13 protein-coding genes are annotated in these 15,130 nt (G+C 63.1%); 11 read left to right on the forward strand and 2 right to left on the reverse strand.

Translation table 11 applies throughout. The features are described from left to right. The 3 genes from AC2FNJ_RS07020 to AC2FNJ_RS07030 all read left to right on the forward strand — a co-directional run. The coding region (locus tag AC2FNJ_RS07020; protein ID WP_496763506.1) for a DUF4114 domain-containing protein at nucleotides 1-1,301 on the forward strand (1,301 nt) is incomplete at its 5' end. A gap of 70 nt (nucleotides 1,302-1,371) precedes the next feature. Further along, on the forward strand, nucleotides 1,372-1,626 hold the full coding sequence (locus AC2FNJ_RS07025; RefSeq protein ID WP_496763508.1) for a hypothetical protein: 255 nt from the start codon (nucleotides 1,372-1,374) through the stop codon (nucleotides 1,624-1,626). Between the two features lie 131 nt (nucleotides 1,627-1,757). Further along, nucleotides 1,758-2,324 carry a VPLPA-CTERM sorting domain-containing protein gene (locus tag AC2FNJ_RS07030; protein WP_496763509.1) on the forward strand — a complete coding sequence of 189 codons (567 nt, stop codon included), beginning with the start codon at nucleotides 1,758-1,760 and terminating at the stop codon, nucleotides 2,322-2,324. Nucleotides 2,325-2,720: 396 nt separating this feature from the next. On the opposite strand, the gene AC2FNJ_RS07035 is transcribed toward AC2FNJ_RS07030, so the two are convergent. Further along, nucleotides 2,721-3,140, reverse strand: coding sequence for a diol dehydratase small subunit (locus AC2FNJ_RS07035; protein ID WP_496763511.1), 420 nt, complete (start codon nucleotides 3,138-3,140; stop codon nucleotides 2,721-2,723). Beyond that, on the reverse strand, nucleotides 3,137-5,380 hold the full coding sequence (locus AC2FNJ_RS07040; RefSeq protein ID WP_496763512.1) for a propanediol/glycerol family dehydratase large subunit: 2,244 nt from the start codon (nucleotides 5,378-5,380) through the stop codon (nucleotides 3,137-3,139). The genes AC2FNJ_RS07035 and AC2FNJ_RS07040 overlap by 4 nt, the downstream gene beginning before the upstream one ends. Nucleotides 5,381-5,644: 264 nt before the next feature. On the opposite strand from AC2FNJ_RS07040, the gene AC2FNJ_RS07045 reads away from it, so the two are divergent. The 8 genes from AC2FNJ_RS07045 to AC2FNJ_RS07080 all read left to right on the forward strand — a co-directional run bounded on the left by AC2FNJ_RS07045 (nucleotide 5,645) and on the right by AC2FNJ_RS07080 (nucleotide 15,123). Continuing rightward, entirely contained in the window at nucleotides 5,645-6,901 is a 1,257-nt protein-coding gene (locus AC2FNJ_RS07045; RefSeq protein WP_496763513.1) for an ABC transporter substrate-binding protein, read from the forward strand. A gap of 87 nt (nucleotides 6,902-6,988) precedes the next feature. Beyond that, nucleotides 6,989-8,119, forward strand: coding sequence for an iron-containing alcohol dehydrogenase (locus AC2FNJ_RS07050; protein ID WP_496763514.1), 1,131 nt, complete (start codon nucleotides 6,989-6,991; stop codon nucleotides 8,117-8,119). Between the two features lie 173 nt (nucleotides 8,120-8,292). Next, nucleotides 8,293-9,120, forward strand: a complete 828-nt coding sequence (locus AC2FNJ_RS07055) for a helix-turn-helix domain-containing protein (protein ID WP_496763515.1) — start codon at nucleotides 8,293-8,295, stop codon at nucleotides 9,118-9,120. Nucleotides 9,121-9,242: 122 nt separating this feature from the next. Next, complete coding sequence (locus tag AC2FNJ_RS07060) at nucleotides 9,243-10,304, forward strand: branched-chain amino acid ABC transporter permease (protein ID WP_496763516.1); 1,062 nt, start codon at nucleotides 9,243-9,245, stop codon at nucleotides 10,302-10,304. A gap of 1 nt (nucleotide 10,305) precedes the next feature. Beyond that, the gene (locus AC2FNJ_RS07065; RefSeq protein ID WP_496763517.1) at nucleotides 10,306-11,361 is read left to right on the forward strand and encodes a branched-chain amino acid ABC transporter permease; all 1,056 of its coding nucleotides are present in this window, start codon (nucleotides 10,306-10,308) and stop codon (nucleotides 11,359-11,361) included. Beyond that, complete coding sequence (locus tag AC2FNJ_RS07070; protein ID WP_496763518.1) at nucleotides 11,358-12,149, forward strand: ABC transporter ATP-binding protein; 792 nt, start codon at nucleotides 11,358-11,360, stop codon at nucleotides 12,147-12,149. Before AC2FNJ_RS07065 ends, AC2FNJ_RS07070 begins: the two co-directional genes overlap by 4 nt. Then, on the forward strand, nucleotides 12,142-14,298 hold the full coding sequence (locus tag AC2FNJ_RS07075) for an ABC transporter permease (protein WP_496763519.1): 2,157 nt from the start codon (nucleotides 12,142-12,144) through the stop codon (nucleotides 14,296-14,298). The genes AC2FNJ_RS07070 and AC2FNJ_RS07075 overlap by 8 nt, the downstream gene beginning before the upstream one ends. Continuing rightward, nucleotides 14,299-15,123 (forward strand): phosphoenolpyruvate hydrolase family protein, encoded by an 825-nt coding sequence (locus tag AC2FNJ_RS07080; RefSeq protein WP_496763520.1) that lies wholly within the window; start codon nucleotides 14,299-14,301, stop codon nucleotides 15,121-15,123. Nucleotides 15,124-15,130: the final 7 nt, after the last annotated feature.

Raw genomic sequence — 15,130 nt, forward strand, 5'->3', positions numbered from 1 at the left:
ATACAGGGGCCGGCAACAGCTCGGCAACCCAGCGAATGCGGGACGCAGGCTTTGTGTTTTCCGGAACTTGGACCTCGGCCGAGAACATCGCGTGGCAGAGCATCCGGGGCGCGCCGGGGCTGAGCGATGATGTCGTGGATCTCCATAACGCCCTGATGAACAGTCCGGGCCATAGGGCCAACATCCTCAATGCCAGCGTCATGTATATCGGGATCGGCATCGAGACCGGAACGTTCCAGGGTTACGACGCGATCATGGTGACCCAGAATTTCGCGCGCACATCGGCGCCGGTCCAGCTGGACCTTGGCGGCGGTGGCGGCGGAGGAGGTGCTGGCGCAGATACCCCGACACCGCCGCCGCCCGAAGTCGTCGTGGACGTTTCGGAGCCAGACACCAATGTCGATGCCACGACCACCCGCGAGGAATTCCGGTTCGGGGAAGGGACCAGCGTCTTGCGGGGGCAGCCCGAGGATCTGAACAACGACGTGATCACCGGGTTCGATTCCAGCAAGACACTGATCCTCGAAGGCATAGCTCCGGGGCGCGCAAACATCAGGCTGACCGAAAACGCGCAGATTCTGATAGATACCGATGGCGACGGCGATGCCGACGTGACGATCTCGCTGAACGGCAACTACTCAAACGGCGATCTGTTCGCGCTGGCGATGGATGGCGACACCGTGATCAGTTTTGCCGACCATCTGCCGCAGTTGACGGACGGTGCGCGCGTCAGCGAAAGCCAGGTCAACGGGGTGGTCAATCCCCTGTTCCTGACCGGTGACGGTGCCACCGACTTCCAGGTGCAGATGCTGAACATGGGCTTTGCCGCGTTCAACAACGTTCTGGGCGTGTACGACATTCTGCCGAACGGCGAGATCGCGAATGTCCGGCTGCTGTACCACAACGTGAATGAAGCCACGTCACCCGTGACGATAAACGATGTGGCCGATGGGCACCGGCTGGGGTTCTTCATCATTCCGGACGGCGCAGCTTGGGCCGCGAGCCTCGGCGGCTCGGAAGAATTGGATTTTGCGAATGGCGTTGCGGCGCCCTCGAACGTGAACGACGACTACGAACTGATGTTGACAGTGAACGGCGCCCATGCCGGCCTCGCGACGTTTCACGCCGAGAGCGGGGCGCTGAATCCGGACGGAATCGCCCATGCCTTGTCCGGTGTGGTGGCGGGCGGCGAGGCAATGTCCATCGGCTTCGAAGACATGATCGGAGGCGGGGATCACGATTTTGAGGATGTGGTGTTCAATGTCTTACGGATCGAAACGGACGCGCTGTTGTCGGTCTGAAGGGCAAAATAATGGTTACGCCCCATTGGTGAGGTCGACAATCCAACCCTAGAAGGACAGGGGGCTGGCGGTGGACATGTACGCCCCGGAGATGGCCGATTTTCGTTGGTGTCCGGCCAAAACACTGGGGGCGTACTCTGCTTTTTTTGAGCGAATTCCGAATCAGGGGCAACCCGAGCCATTGGCGTGGTCCACCTCATCGCAGCAACAAATTTCTCGCCCGATGATTGTAGCCGCAAAGAAGGAAACTACCCTGATCCGACGATCGTTGCCAAATTTTGTACAAAACGCCCAAAAAACTCACGACTGTGTGCTGCCGAATTGATGCCGTGGAAAATGTAGTAGGAGTTGCGCCGAATTATGGTACGATCTGGAATTGTGAATTCCTTAATCAATCTTAGTGGTAAGAGGGGGCAAATGAAGACAGTACTAGTTGCGGCATCGTTGGTCGCTTTGATGGCGACCGCCGCTCAAGCAAAGACATTTACAGGAGAGTGGAGCGTTTCGGGTGACGCATTCAGTGATCCGGGCCTCGTGGTGCACACGCATCCGTCGTCAGGCTCGGGCAGTTTCGATCTGGATGTTGGCGAAAGCAAGACCTTCGATCTGTTTACGATCTGGACCAATGAATCCGATGTCGGCGGCGACGATCGTGTGCCGCAGTCCATTGATGTTGCGTTCAACATGACCGATCCCAGCACCAGCGGATCGCTGCCGGGAAGCAGCGTGGGTCAAAACGCAGGGCTTTTTGGGTTCCTTGAGGGCGGCGTGGTCTCCTGGTCGAACCCGCTGAACCTCTATTTCGGGTCCGGCGGCTCCGGCTTGCTGACGATCTCGCTCAGTGATGCAATTTTCAACTGGGGCGAATGGTGGTCGACCAATCCGGGCCGGGAGTACGGAGGTGTCGTCAAGGCAACCGTGCATTACGCGATGGCACCGGTGCCGCTGCCTGCTTCGGCCCTGCTTCTGATCGGCGGTCTGGCCGGTCTGGGTGCGCTGCGCAGACGTCGCAAGATGGCGTGACGGTTGCAGCATAGAGAATTCAAACGGCGGTCGTTCAGGCCGCCGTTTTCGTTTGGCGGATATTGCACCTGTGCCAACCGTTCCGGGCGCGGATGTGAACCGGGCAGAATCCTTGAAACACCAAGCTGCCAGTCGCACCCGAGCGACAGTTTTCGTGGCGTTCAGGTTTCGGAGAGTACCGCACTTTGAAAAGTCGCCGGGGCTGGGGCCAATGAAAAACCGCTCCCGCAAAGACCCGCGTATGATCCTGTTCGGCTTTTTCCTATGGTTCGGTATTCGGATTTTCCAAATCTAGGAAAGCCGGGCCGGACTCTTGCGGGCGCTGAGACCGACCCGCCACATCCAAGACCGCGGCTGCGGGCCCGTCCTGCCCAGATTGCGAAACGCAGCCCTTCTTCAGTCCTCCTCCTTCAAAAGACCGGTGTCGCGATAGGCATCGGCGGCCTCGCGGATATAGGCTGCGGTGTGTTCGGCCTCGTACAGGCTGGCGATCCGTTGGCTCAGGGACAACAACTGGAAATAGCTGGATCGGCCAGGGCGCAGCGCCTCATATAGTTCGAGAATCTCGGCATTGGGGATGCGGGTCATCTCGGCGGCACGGATCAGATTGGCAGCGACCTCGGGATAGCCCGCCTCACGGGCGAAACCGGCCTGAAGCCGCAATGTTTCGTCGCTGGCCGACAGATCGTCAGGGTGCATCGCGCCGTCCAGAACTCGTTCCAGAGTCAGATCGCGCAGGGGACGCCCCGATTTCGCTGCGATCCCGTCGCGATGGTGGCGTCCCAGTGGAAACCGGTGCGTCGGACCATCGCTCATCGAAACGTCACCTTGAGCTCCTCGACGCCGCGACCGGCGTCGATCTGATTGACTTCGCGGTGATGCAGAAGCGTTGTGTGCACGATCAGCCTCAGCCGGGCCATGTTGTCTATACTCATCGGTACCGGGCTCGGCGCGCGACCCGTGGCATAACAGGCCGCGTTGCGTCCCAAGGCGCGATAGCTTTCCAGAGTCAGGTTCGGCGCCATGCTGAGCAGTTCCAGGTTGTTGAGCGGGGCGAGTTCCTTTTTGTGAATGAGCGCCGTGCCCTTGGACTGCAGACCGATGCCAATGCCCGAACCGCTGAGGCGGGCGGCAGAGTGACCGATATCGGCCACATCCGCCCCGTGCCAGACCTTGACAACGCGCGCGGGCACGCCCTCGGCCGAGATCCCGTCCAGGATCGCCCGCAAGACCTCGGCATGTGCAAGATCGGCCAGAGTGCGGTTGATCACCGTCGCAAAGGCAGGGCCCAGCGCCACGATCACTTCAGGGCCCTGGCCCGGCGCGGCGGGGCCGATGGGCTCAAGCGTCAGGTTCGGATCGGCGGCTTCCTCGGCCAGCAGCGCCTCGGGGTCCAGAGCCTGCGGCAGATCGCGAATTTCGTTCCAGACCTTGCCCTCGACCCGGTAGCCGGTTCCCGGGCCTTGATAGTCGTTGGGCGTGTTGATGGCGCTGGCGACATGGAAATCCTCGTCGAACACCGCCGACGTGTGCAGGTAGTCGCCCAGAACCCGCTGGCGCTGCATTTCGAGTACCGCTTCGGCTACCTCTTCAAACCCGGAACGGGCCAGCGCCTGCACCACGTCCAATGCAGTTCGGTCGCCTTCCAGGAACGCATCGGCGGCTGCCAGATCCGCCACCGTGTCCCGATCGGGCATGTCGTCAGAGCAGTAGGCCGTAACGGCGGCTTCGACCTCGGCATCGGAGATGGAAGGGAACCCCAGCTCGCGAAACACCGCTTGAATGGCGCGGGCACCCTTTTCCCGGACGGCCAGAACCTCGGCCTCGCGCACGGGTTTCAGACCACCGTCCACCTGCATGTCGCGCTGGATCACCAACCAGTCATCCATGTCGTCAGCGTCGAAGTTTCCGCCGCCGAACAGGTTGTCCTTGCGCGGCATCACAGAATGGCCCGAGGTGATGAAATCGGTGCCCGGCAACATCTGCAGCATCAGCTTGGCGGTCTTGCGCAACTGGCTGTGGGACGACATCGCGTCGTTCCCGGCCGCCACTTCCAGCCCCAGCGCGGCAGCCACCAGGTTTTCGGCCAGCACACCGCGTACGCCGTTCGGCAGGCTCTCGGGCAGGGCGATGCACGAGATCGAACCGTTCTGAACGCCCTGGCTGCCGGCCCCCTTGACCATCAGGATGCAGCGGATTTCGAGATAGAGCATCGATTGCCCCTGACCGTAGCCCATGAGTGCCTCGGAGCCGGATCCGGAAGTGAAGCGCGATTTCACCCCGCGCGAGGCATAGGCCGAGGCCAGGATGCCCTTGGACCACGGTGTGTCGTCGCCGTCGAGAAAGCTGGGGATCGTGCCGTAGACACTGAGCGTTTCGGCATAGGTCGCCAACCCCTTCATCGCCAGACACAGGTTGAGCGCCTCTTCGCACGAGATTTGCGTCATCACGCCGGGCCGTCCGGCCTGGCTGCCCACCAACAGGGCCAGCGCACTGAACGGCGCCATGCGGGCCACGCGCACCGTCGTTTCCTCCTCGGCGAATCCGCGCAGGCCCGCCTCGGCCGCATCGGCCGCCAGAAGCGCCGGGTTTTCCTTCCAATTGGTGACATGCGCCTGATCGTAGGGCCGCTTGCGCTGGCGCATCTTTTGCATGGCCATCATCATCTCGACCACGTTCAGATGGTTCATGACCTGGGCAATCATCGCCGGCGTGAGACCGGAGAAGACATCCATCACCTCGCGCTGCGGGACATTGATATCCACCAGCATCCGGGCGATTTCCAGCGAACCGAGGGCCATGGCCGTTTCGGCCCGGTCCCGGTTGATCGCGTGCAACGCGATGTAGCGGTCGATCGCATCGAAATCCTCGATGCGCCGGCCGTCCATTTCGACGATCCGCCCATCGCGGATTTCCAGCGAGGGTTCCGGGTCGGCCGGACTGTTCATCGCGATCAGGCCGAGTTCCGCCAGTTCCCGGACGAACACCTCCTTGTTGATGTCGCGCCTGGCAAGCCTTTCGAACCGTTTCGACCCCGTGGCTCGGGCGGTGTCCATGAGGGATCCTCTCGTTGTGCCGACCTCAGACGCTGCATCGAGGACATGCGGTTATAGGGATCGCACGGGCGCAGCGGACGGTCTCAATCGTTACAGAAAATGCTGCGTTTCTTGCGGTCGGGCAAACACGGGAACGGCAAAAAACAGACTTGCGGGTATACCGCATGGATTGTCCGAGACCCTGCTTGCGGCGCCTTGCGCCATGCTGAATGCGCTCGGCGCCGCAAAGAGTGCCGAGCGCGAAAATTTCCCAGGGAGGAAACAATGAGCTTCAAGCTATGCACCACGGTCGCCTTCGCCGCCAGCCTGACGGCAGGCGCCGCGCTGGCCCAGGACGATCCGCTGAAGATCGGTTTCGTCGCCACCTTCGAAGGCACGTACACGTTGATGGGCGAAGACAGTCTGCGCGGGTTCAAGATGGCGCTGGACGAAATCGGCGGCAAGGCCGGCGGGCGCGAGATCGAATATGTCGTGGCGTCCTCGGACGCCAGCCCGGACAGCGCGGTGCGCGCGGTGCGCAAGCTGGTCGAACAGGATGGTGTCGATATCGTGATCGGGCCGGTTTCGGGTTCCGAAGGCATCGCGATCCGGGATTATTCCAAGACGCAACCCGGCGTGACCTTCATCAACGGTATTTCCGGTGCGCAATCGACGACGTATCAGAATCCGTCTGACAACTTCTTCCGCTTCAATACCGACGGCGCGCAGTGGTCGGCGGGGCTGGGCGACTATGTCTTCAACGACAAGGGCTACAAGACCGTGGCGACGATCGGCGAGGACTACTCGTTCATCTACACCCAGGTTTTCGGCTTTGCGCTGGAATACTGCCAGGCCGGTGGCCAGATCACCGAACGGTTCTGGGTGCCGCTGGGCACCAAGGATTTCGGCTCGATCATCGCCGCGCTTCCGGACGACGTTGACGCCATCTATCTGGGCCTCGGCGGCGGTGACGCCGTTAACTTTCTCAACCAGTACCAGCAGGCGGGCGGCGAGGCCAACCTGATCGGCGGCACCATCATGGTGGACCCGACCGTGCTGAGCGCAACCGGGTCCGCAAAGCGCGCGCTGATCGGCGTGCCGTCCTCGGCCCCGCAGGCCGACAACTGGGACAACCCGAAATGGCAGGCATTCGTCGAGAAGTACCAGACCATGTTCCCGCCCGAAGAGCGGTTCCCGTTTCCGGCGCTGATGTCGGTCGGGTATTACAATGCGACCACCGCCATGGCCCAGTGCATGGAAGAGGTCGGCGGCGATCTGTCTGACGGCCACGCGGCATTCCGTGAATGTCTGTCCAACCTGGAACTGGACGCTCCGAACGGCAAGATCACCCTGGACGGCAACCGCCAGGCGGTCGGAACCAACTTCCTGACCGAAGTGGTCGAGATGCCTGACGGCACGCTGTCGAACCAGGTGGTCAAGGTGATCGAGAACGTCAACCAGACGCTCGGCATGGACCCCGCAGTGTTCGCCAGCATCGGCACGCCGGCTCGCGACGTGCCCGAGTGCAAGGAAAGCTACTGACGCTTTGACCTGCAGCGGCCCGGGCCGGCCATCCGCCGTGCCCGGGCAGTGACAGCCACGGCCTGACACCTGCGAGGACAGGCGGCCATGACGTTGATCAACTATCTGACCCGCATCCATTTTGCGGACGGCGTTCTGGAAGAGGCGCTTTGGTCGGAAATGGAACGCATGGAAAAGCGCCGGCCCCTGATTGTCGCGGATCGGGCCCATGTCGAAGGCGGAATCGGGGAGCGTCTGTATTCCAGCTTTCCGATCCGCACCAGGATCAGAACCTTTTCCGCCGTGCCCGCCTTTGTGACCGAGACCGCCGTGGATTCGGTCGCCGCCTTCTTTCGTCGGGAAAACTGCGATCTGCTGATCGCGTTCGGCGGCAACCGCGCGATAGACCTGGCCAAGGCCGCGCGCATTGCCATCGCCGGAGCCGAACCGGTTTCCATGCTGGCCAGCGAGGAAGGTGGGATCCACGGGCTTGAGGGCGATCTGCCCGACCTGATCGCAATTCCCAACATTGCCGGGTTTTCCTCCGCCGTAAGCGACTTTTCACGGCTCAAGCTTGCGGCGGGTGGCGAGGCGATGCTGCATTCGCGCCATGTCATCCCCTCGGTCGCGATCTGTGATCCGACCCTGACTTTGGGCAGCAGCGAAACTGCCGGCGCGAGCGCCGCGGCCGGCGTCATCTCGCGCGGGGTGGATGCCTATCTTGCCAAGGGCTTCAACCCACCCGCAGACGGATTGGCGCTCGACAGTCTGAGCCGCGTGATCACCAATTCCGAGGCAGCCCTGAAGCGCGACGAACTGCCGGCGCGGCGCGAAATGATGGCTGGCAGTCTGAACAGCGCGCTGTCCTTGCAAAAGGGGTTGTGTGCCTTGCACGCGATCACCAACGCTCTGGCCTTCGTGACCGATCAGGACATCGATCTCGGCGCGGTGGGGCGGCTGGTGCTGCCGCATCTGGTGCGGGTCTACGGAGACACGGTCGAGAGCCGGTCGGCGGCACTGAAGCGGAGCCTCCAGATCCGGGACGAGACCGAGCTTGCCTTGGGATTGGCGGAGATGATGCGCCCGTTGCCGCTGCCCAACTCGCTGTCCAAGATGGGCTTCACGCGGGCGCGACTGAAAGAGGCGGCCAGTCACGCGAGCAGGGATCGCGCCATCGGAAACGGACCGCGCCGCATTCGCAGGGACGAAGTGCTGTCGGTGCTCGAATCGGTCTACTGACCGGCGGGAAAGGTCCGTGCGGCGCGGTCAATCCGCCGGTTCCGGGGCCCGGATATACCCGAGAGTCTCAGAACGAGCGGAAATTCTTGCGCCAAGTGGCCAAGACTCGCGATACTCTCGGATACGGCGCAGCCGGCGTCAGATCGGCGCTCCGAGACACGGGAGGATATGGTATGGCGAGAGCAATCGCTGTCCACCATGGCTCGTTCGGGCGTGCCACTTTGTATGAACTCGACAATCCGCTGATCACGCACGCGCATCGCGAAGGGCATCTGATCTTCTATCTCGGCGGTGCGCGCGGCAGTCTGACGGTCGGAGACTCGGACTTCGCGCTTGACGAAAACAATGCGGTCGCCATCAGCCCCTGGGAACCGCACAGCTTCACGCCGCTTTCGGATGACCAGTTCAGCTATGTGCTGACCCTCTACATCAAACCGATGTGGTTTCTGGAAAACAGCCGCTCGGCCGAATTCGCACTCTATTTCGGTACGCCGCGCATTCGAATGACGCCCGAAGTTGAACAGTGGGTCGGCCGGTTGAGTTCGCTTTTGCTTGACGATCAACCCTCTCACCGGTTCGACGGCTTTCTGTTCGAAACCTGCATGCGATGCTTCGAGCAGTCCTGGGAGGGTGTGCGGACCCGACCGCTGTTGCACAGCGTCCGGCGCAAGTTCAACGACTACCGCGTGCGACGGTCGCTGCGGGTGATGCAGGAAAGCTATGCGCAGGACACGTCGATCGACCTGCTGGCGCGCGAGGTCGGGCTGTCCCGCCCGCATTTCTTCAAGCTGTTCAAAATGCAGATGGGGATCACGCCCAATCTCTACCTCAACACGTTGCGGGCCGAACACGCCATCGACGACCTGATGACCACATCGAAATCCGTGACCGAAATCGGTTTGGACCTGGGATTTGCCTCGCAGGCCGGGTTCACGCGGTTCTTCACGTCCAATGTCGGCATTCCGCCGACGGATTACAGGCGGGTCGCGCATTTCGTTTGATCGGGGGTTTTGCCGATGCAGAGCGACCCGATCAGACTGAAAGATACGCCGGATCGGGTCTGGCCGTCTTAGCCTTTCCCCCGGCTTGAGCATGCCGCCGAAACCCGAGCCGGGGAACCCGCATGACGCACGCATCAGATCAGCAGAGTTTGGCGCCAGGCCGTGCATCCGGGCTGCGGGCATTTTCACGGCGACACCCGGTATGGTCCGTGGTGCTGGCGGTCGCCGCCGCGATCCTGCTTTGGATGGTGTTCGCGGTCTGGCCGAGCTGGCTGACAGATTTGATCGGCAAGAAAAAGGTCTTTCTGAACGCGCTGTTCAACGGCATCACCCTGGGCGGCTTGTATTTCCTGGTGGCCAGCGGCTTTACCCTGATCTTCGGACTCATGCGCAACGTCAACCTGGCGCATGGATCGCTCTATCTGTTCGGAGGCTATCTGGGTTACGAGGTGGCCAGCCTGACCGGGTTCTGGCTGTTGGCCTTCCCTGTCGCCTTCATCGTCGTTGGACTTTTGGGCATGTTTCTGCAGTTCTTCGTGTTCCGAAAGATGGAAGGCGAGGATCTGCGCCAGACCCTCGTGACCATCGGCATCTCCATCGTCATGGCCGACCTGATGCTGTGGATCTGGGGCGGAGACTTCTACAACATCGCGGCCCCGGAGTGGTTGAACGGTCCGATGACCACGTTCTTCGTGACGGCCGTCAAAAGCTCGGGTGAGCCGGTATTCATGAAATACCCGATGGTCCGGATCGTGATCTTTCTGGCATCGGTGGCGGTGGGCATCGGCATATGGCTGCTGCTGAACCGCACGCGGATCGGCATGCTGATCCGGGCGGGAGTGGACGATCGGGACATGCTTTCGGCCACCGGAGCGCGCATCCAGACCGTCTTTCTGGGCGTGTTCGCCTTCGGGGCCGGCCTGGCCGGTGTCGCGGGTGTGGTGGGGGGCACGTTTCAGTCCGTGGCCCCGGGTGAGGACATTCGGTTTCTCCTTGCCTCGCTGGTCGTGGTCATCGTCGGCGGGATGGGGTCGATCCCCGGCGCCGCGGTCGGGGCGCTGATGATCGGCCTCGCGGAACAGCTCGGCTCGGTCTATGCGCCCACCTATTCGGTGGTGCTGACCTTTCTGATCATGGTGCTTGTGCTGGCGTTCCGGCCGCAGGGCCTGATGGGGAGGGCGTGACTTGGCCGTTCTCGACCAGAACCGCTACGACCAGGAGCAGCGCAGCTGGCTTGAACGTATTCCGGCTGTCTACTGGGTGTTGGGCATCCTGCTGCTGATCATGCCGGCCATCGCCGGGGATTTCGTTCTGTTCCAGATCTTCGGCTGGGGTTTCATTCTCGGGATCATCGCGCTCAGCCTGATGTTCCTGGCTGGTTATGGCGGCATGGTGAGCCTGGTGCAGATGACCATCGCGGGATGCGCCGGGTACATGGTGGCGATCTTGGGCGTGTCGGCCATCGACACGATATCGCTGGGCTGGCCGTGGTATCTGGCGGTTCCGCTGGCCATCGCCATCGCGGTGCTGTTCGGGACGCTCGCGGGATGGCTTGCAGTGCGGACCGAAGGCATCTACACGATCATGATCACCCTCGCCATCGCTTCGGCCTTCTTCTACTTCACGCGGCAGAACTATGTGATCTTCAACGGGTTCTCCGGGTTCAACGGAGTCCTGCCGCCGCGCCTCTTCGGGGTCGATTGGCGTCAGCCCGCGGCCTTCTACTATCTCACGCTGTTCTGGGCGGTGCTGGCCTATGGTGTCGTGCTTTACATCTCGCGCGCGCCCTTCGGGCTCGTGTTGCAGGGCATCCGGGATAATCCCCGGCGCATGGCGGCGCTTGGATACAACGTCGTGGCGCATCGGGTCGCGGCTTATGCCTTTGCCGCCGTGCTGGCCGCCATCGGTGGCATCCTGCTGACCTGGCAATCGGCCCAGATCTCGCCCGGAACCGCCGGGATCGGACCGGTGATCGACATTCTGGTGATTGCCGTCATCGGGGGGATGCGCCATCCGATCGGGCCGTTCATCGGCGCTTTGATCTATGTGGTGCTTAAAACCTTTGCACTCGACGCGCTGGTCGCCATCGGCATGTCGGGCGAACGCTTCCAGCTGCTGATCGGCATCGGTTTCCTGGTGATCGTCTTCTGGTCGCCCGACGGCATCCTGGGTCTTTGGGACCGGTGGCAACGCGCCCGTTCCCGCGATCCGCTGCTCGAACGCCGGGGAGAGGGGCCATGAACGCGCCTAGTTCGATCTCAGACCGGCTGAGTGCCACCGGCACCGCAAACGCGCTGGAACTGCGCGGCGTGTCCAAATATTTCGGCGCACTGGCCGCGCTGGAAGATATCGACATGACCGTACGCCCGGGCGAGCGCCGGGCGGTGCTGGGCTCGAACGGGGCAGGCAAGACCACGCTGTTCAACTGCGTGACCGGCGATTTTCCGGCCACCGCAGGCACGATCCGGTTCTTCGGCGAGGACATCTCGGATTTTCCGCCGCACGAACGCATCCGCCGCGGGCTGCGCCGGACCTACCAGATCTCGCTTCTGTTCACCGGCCTGACCGTGCAGGACAACATCTATCTCGCCTGCGCGGGCGTCTCGCGCAGCCGGTTTTCCTTCCTGCGGCCGAAACCCGACGATGCGCTGATGTCCAGTGCGGACAACCTGGTTCATCTCGTGCATCTGGACGACGCGCGCGATCAGGTCGTGGCCAACCTGTCCTATGGTCAACAACGCCAGCTTGAAATCGCCATCGCGCTTGCTGGCGCGCCGCGGTTCATATTGTTCGACGAGCCTGCCGCAGGGTTGTCGCCGACCGAGCGGTCGGAACTCATCGAGATCCTGACGGGCCTGCCGGGGCATATGGGCTTCATCATCATCGAACACGACATGGACGTGGCCCTGCGCGTCGCCGAGAGCGTGACGATGATGCACAACGGCCGCATCTTCAAACATGGCAGCCCCGCCGAGATCGAGGACGACCCCGAGGTGCAGGCGCTCTATCTCGGAGGTGACGATGTCTGACGGCACGCCGATCCTCGAGGTGCGCGACCTCAACGTCTACTACGGTCACAGCCATGCCTTGCAGGGCGTGAACCTGACCCTGGGATCGGGCGTCATGTCGGTGGTCGGGCGAAACGGGATGGGCAAGACCACGCTTTGCCAGACCATCATGGGACTGGTTCCGGCAGCCTCGGGCAGCGTCAGTCTGGCCGGCCAGTCGCTGATCGGACGCAGCCCCGCCGACATCGCGCGGATGGGCATCGGCTATGTGCCGCAGGGGCGGCGGCTCTGGCCAACCCTGACCGTGGAGGAACACCTTCGGCTGGTCGAACGGCGGCGCGGGGCCTGGACGATCGAGCGGATCTACGCCACGTTCCCGCGCCTTGCCGAACGGCGCGGCAACAACGGCGGCCAGTTGTCGGGCGGAGAACAGCAGATGCTGGCGATCGCGCGGGCGTTGCTGCTGAACCCGCGTCTGCTGCTGATGGATGAACCGACCGAGGGTCTGGCCCCGGTCATCGTGCAGCAGGTCGAGGACATGCTGGTTCGTCTGGGTCGAGAAGGCGACATCGACGTTCTGGTGATCGAACAGAACATCGGTGTGGCCTGCGCCGTCGCACGCGATGTGGCGATCATGGTCAACGGGCGGATCAACAGGGTGATGGAATCCGCGCGTCTTGCGGGCGACCGTGATCTGCAGCAGGCGCTTCTGGGCGTCGGGCGCCATGCCCATGACGAAACCCCGGATCCGGCGACGGCGACACAGGACGCCTCACCGGTCGTGACCGAGGCCGCGCGTCGCATCTACCTGTCCAACCCGACGCTTCCAACGCGCTGGTCCCGACCGGCCCCGGTGCACGTGATCGAAGGCACGGCACGCACGGTCACGGCGACACCCGAGCCGGCCAAAACCGTCCGCCCGCTCCGCGGCGATGCCCTGGCAGGCGGCGCGACCGTCCTGATCGCCGGAACGCTCGACACCAAGGGCGACGAACTCGGTTTCGTCCGGGACATACTCAAGGCGCGGGGGAATGCGGTCAAAATGGTGGATCTCTCCACCAGCGGCAAACCTTCCGGTGCCGACGTGCCGCCCCATGCCGTCGCGATGTACCACCCGCGCGGTGCATCCGGCGTGTTCACCGGAGATCGCGGCAGCGCGGTTGCCGGCATGACCGAGGCGTTCCGGCGCTGGATGCAGGCGCAGACAGATGTCGCGGGCGTCATCTCGGCCGGCGGCTCTGGTGGAACGGCCATTGTCAGCCCAGCGTTTCGTAGCCTGCCGGTCGGCATACCCAAAGTCATCGTCTCGACCGTGGCCTCGGGCAACGTCGGGCAATACGTGGGCGCATCAGACATCACGATGATGCACGCGGTCGCCGATGTGCAGGGGCTGAACTCGATCACGCGCGAGATTCTGTCCAATGCCGCGAACGCGCTCGCAGGCATGATGGCCGCGCGCCGGAACGCGCCTGTGCCGGCATCCGGCAAACCGGCCATTGGCATCACCATGTTCGGCGTCACCACGCCTCTGGTGCGCCAGGTCGCGGCGGCGCTGGAGCAGGACTATGACGTGCTGGTCTTTCACGCCACCGGCACCGGTGGGCGGGCGATGGAAGGGTTGCTGGACGACGGGCGCCTCAGCGCCGTGCTGGACCTGACGACGACCGAGGTGTGCGACATGATCGCCGGCGGTGTCTTCCCGGCCGACGAGACCCGGTTTGACGCCTCGATCCGCGCCGGGCTGCCCTTTGTTGGCGCCTGCGGGGCGCTCGACATGGTGAACTTTCACGCCCCCGACACGGTGCCGGAACGGTATCGGGGGCGGCGGTTCTACGAACACAACCCGCAGATCACGCTGATGCGGACCAATGCCGAAGAAAACGCGGAAATGGGCCGCTGGATCGGTGAAAAGCTGAACCGAATGACCGGACCGGTGCGGTTTCTGATCCCCGAGGGCGGGGTGTCGGCGCTCAGCGCACCCGGTCAGCCCTTCCACGATCCCGCGGCCGATGCGGCGTTGTTCGGCGCGCTGGAGTCGACGGTGCGGCAGACTTCGGCCCGCCAACTGATCCGCTCGCCGCACAACATCAACGATCCGGAGTTCGCGGCGCTTGTGCTGGACATCTTTCGCCAACTGCACGCCCCTCCGGCCCGCGCGATGGGAGGCTGAATGTTCGACCGAAAGACACTCATGACCAGGTTTCGCGCCATGCGCGACAGGGCTGAACCGATCATCGGCGGCGGCGCCGGAACGGGGCTTTCGGCGAAATGCGAAGAGGCGGGCGGGATCGACCTGATCGTGATCTACAATTCGGGGCGCTACCGCATGGCGGGACGCGGCAGCCTTGCCGGTCTGATGCCCTACGGCGATGCCAACGGGATCGTCATGGAAATGGCGGGCGAGGTCCTGCCGGTGGTCAGCAAGACGCCGGTGCTGGCGGGCGTGTGCGCCACCGACCCGTTTCGCCTGATGGACAGGTTCCTGGACCAGGTGAAGGCGGCCGGATTTTCGGGCGTTCAGAATTTCCCGACCGTCGGCCTGATCGACGGCACGTTCCGGGCCAACCTCGAAGAGACTGGCATGGGCTATACCCAGGAAGTCGAGATGATCCGGCAGGCCGCCGAACGCGATCTGCTGACCACGCCCTATGTGTTTTCCGAAGAAGACGCCGCGGCCATGGCAAGGGCAGGCGCAGACATCGTCGTGGTGCATCTGGGGCTGACCACCGGCGGCTCCATCGGCGCCGAAACCGCCGTGACGCTTCAGGATGCACCGGCGCTCACGGACCGCTGGGCTCAGGCTGCTTTGGACGTCAACCCGGACGCCGTCGTGCTCGTGCATGGCGGCCCGGTCGCGATGCCCGAGGATGCCGATTTCGTCCTCAGGAACACCCGGCATTGCCACGGTTTTTACGGCGCGTCTTCGATGGAACGACTGCCGACCGAAGTCGCGCTGACCGAACAAACGAAGAAATTCAAGGAGATCGGCCGCTAGGCCGAAA

It is taken from the genome of Ruegeria sp. BHSB196, from assembly GCF_059613135.1.